This window comes from Stieleria sp. (genome assembly GCF_041595215.1).
In the GTDB taxonomy this organism is placed as follows: Bacteria; Planctomycetota; Planctomycetia; order Pirellulales; family Pirellulaceae; genus Stieleria; species Stieleria magnilauensis.
The window spans coordinates 1-2,908 of sequence record NZ_JBFHKV010001072.1 but is presented as its reverse complement, the minus strand read 5'-3'; the positions used below and the strand labels follow the sequence as shown (position 1 = coordinate 2,908).

Annotated in this window: 3 protein-coding genes; all 3 read right to left on the bottom strand. The window is 56.2% G+C overall.

Translation table 11 applies throughout. From position 1 onward, the window contains the following. Positions 1-189, bottom strand: a 189-nt coding sequence (locus tag ABX749_RS28140) for a response regulator (protein WP_372898955.1), incomplete at its 3' end; no start/stop codon positions are given. 137 nt (positions 190-326) lie between these two features. Next, the gene (locus tag ABX749_RS28135) at positions 327-2,282 is read right to left on the bottom strand and encodes an ATP-binding protein (RefSeq protein WP_372898954.1); all 1,956 of its coding nucleotides are present in this window, start codon (positions 2,280-2,282) and stop codon (positions 327-329) included. Next, the coding region (gene phnD / locus ABX749_RS28130; protein WP_372898953.1) for a phosphate/phosphite/phosphonate ABC transporter substrate-binding protein at positions 2,279-2,908 on the bottom strand (630 nt) is incomplete at its 5' end. The genes ABX749_RS28135 and phnD, both read right to left, overlap by 4 nt.

The following is a 2,908-nucleotide window of genomic DNA, read 5'->3' as shown; positions in this document are numbered from 1 at the left end:
GTGTAGCTGCAAATCAAGGATCGCGACGGCAAACACTTGATTGCCACATTGCTGCAGCGCTTCTTCGCAGGACTGGCAGGTGAACACCTGAAACCCTTCGCTTTCGAAGATGTCGCGCAGCGTCAACAACTGGTTGGGCTCGTCGTCGACGATCAGCAGATTCGATTGTGCGGTGGCCGCATTACTCACGATCGTTTCCTAAACTCCTTTGCAAACGCACGAGGGGGGACGGTTCACGCGAACACGCCTGGCCGGACATCGCGCGCCATAGAGCGACTGCTTCGGCGATCATGACGCGCGGCTTGTAGATCGGTGGCATCTTCGGTTCAGTGAGTCTGGGACGGGGTTGAGTTTGAGCTGGCCGGTACGGAGGGGAGACAGATTTGAAACTCGGTCCCCTCGGATTCACCGTCGGCGACCCGGATCGTTCCGCCGTGTTGTTCGACAATTTGTTTGCAAATGGCAAGGCCCAAACCGGTTCCGGAGGATTTTGTCGTGAACAACACGTCGAAGACCGAGCCGCGGTCTGGCAATGGAATGCCGGGACCGGAATCGCGAACGACAATGACATCGCGATCATCGGCCCGCCGCGCTGTGATTTGGATCTGTCCGCCTGACACCAGTAACGCATCCATCGAATTATTGAGCAGGTTTTGAAGCACCTGAACGAAATGATCTTCGTCAACGAAACACTCGAAGGTGTCAGGACTACAATGTACCTGAAGATCGATATTCTGTGGCAGCTTCGATCTGGAAAGTACCCGCTCGACCAGATCAGAGAGTCGGGTCGGTTTGCGATCCATTTTTCTGCGACGCGTGATGTCCAGCAATTCGTCGATGAATTCGTTGCACGTCGCGATCTCATGATTCATCAAATCCAGATACTGCGTCTTTTTTTGTTGGTCAATTTGGGGGCTGCGTTTGAGGTAATAGATGGCATTGCTGATCGCGCCCAAGGGGTTTCGTATCTCGTGAGCGACCTGTGCCGACACCTGGCCGATCGCTGCCAGACGCGTTTTGACGACCAGTTCTTTTTTGGCTTCATTGAGTTCCGCTTCGACCCGTTCGTGATGGCGGCGTTGCAATTCCTTCACTTGGATGTGTTCCAAGACACGTCCGACCTGTTCGCCGACGCTGCGGGCCATCAACAGCATCACTTCGTCGGCTTGGATCGTGCGTTCACTAAAAAATTCTAGAATCGCCACCACCTGTCCGTCGATCACGATCGGGAATCCGAGGGCACTGCGAAGCCCATGGGAGTCGCACAATGATTTGCGGATGAAGTTTGGATCTTGTTGGATATTCACGATCCAAGCCGGTTGGCCGGTTTCCCAGATTTGGCCGGGCAGGCAGTTCCCGGTCACAAAAAATGTGTTTTCACAGGCTTGGCGAAAACTTTCCAAACGTGCGGGATTGGAGAAGTGCCAGATGTCAGCCGAGACCAGCCGTGACGGTTCGGACGGGGACGGCCAATACACGTGTCCGACGCTCCAGTCGGTCATCTGGCAAATAATTTTGACGCATTTCTCCAACGCTTCACGGTACGTCGAGGTGTCTTCGGACATCGTCACGGCGCGATACAGCAACTCGGCTTGAATCGCCCGCTGGGCCAGTTTCCGTTCCATTTCATCGCGACGGTTGACGGCGCGTTTGGCGAACACCAGGACGGTAATGATGGCCGCAAGTCCCAGCCCGGAAAGGCTGACGACGGATGCCAGGAACATTCGCGAATCCTCCAGGCTTTGCATCAAGCGAGCGTCGTCGCGAAACGCGTGGGCGTGCAGTCGATCGAGTTGAATGCAGCGAATCCCGATCCTCTCCAAGGCGTCCGATTGCGAGAGCGGAGACGATTGCGGGCTCTCGTCGGATTCATTCAACGCGCCAACGGCTTCGGCTAGACGCCGCGTGGTGGCTTCAAACTGGGGCTCGTCGAACTGCTGTTGGATCCGCTGAATCCGGCTCAGACGTTGATTGATGATGTAGGCCGAACGACTCGTCTCCCGACGCACGTCCTCGGCGAGGATGGGATCGGACGGATCGAGCAAGGCCTGGTAACGATGTTGCCGAATCAGACTCAATTCGGATTGGATTTTCGAAAGCGACAGACGCGTGGCCGAGTGATAGTCGATCGAGTTTCGACTCAGTCGATTGACCGCAATGCGGCGCTGGATCAGGGTTCCGGCGATCGCCCAACTGACCAGGATCGTGATCACGACCAGCAAAACGATGTAAGTGAAGATCGACCGCGACGATTCTTGGGACGCGACGCGAACACGTTTCATCGTGGTTCTCCTGACGGGTCGATCTCGTCGACAATGCTTTGCAACACTTCAAAATCGTCGGGGTGGACGGGCACGAAGTACTTGGCCAACAGGTGATCTAAGATAGCGGCGTTTCCGGGATCGGCCTCGGACAAGTTCAAAAACGCGTCGCGGAGTTCTGTTCGAACCGATGCAGGAAGATCGGATTGGCAGGCCCAGACGTAATCTACATAGGGCGGCGTTTCTTGCATGACGCGAATTGCGTTTCGGCCGATCCGTTTCGAGGCCAACATGGATTCGATGATCGGGCCGTTGGCGACGCCCAGATCGACCTCGCCGTCTCGAACCGCGATGGCCGTCGCATCATGGGCGCCGGTGTAAATGACCGATTCAAAAAACGTTTCCGGATCGATGCCTGCTTCCCGCATGAAGTATCGGGGCATCAGGTGCCCGGAGGTGGAAAGACGCGAGCCGAAGGCAAATCGACGGCCGCGAAAATCGACCAACGTCGTTGCCGATTCGTCTGCCCGAGTCAGGTAATAGCTGGTGAAACGCAGGTCCCGGTCGCGTGAAACCAACGGGACGGCGTGATGGGATCGGTTCAGTTTGACAAAGGTGTAACCGCCCAGCCACGCCAATTCGACGTC

Coding starts and splice junctions, on each gene's coding strand:
- ABX749_RS28135 (WP_372898954.1), bottom strand. CDS start 2,282: ATGAAACGTGTTCGCGTCGCGTCCCAAGAATCGTCGCGGTCGATCTTC.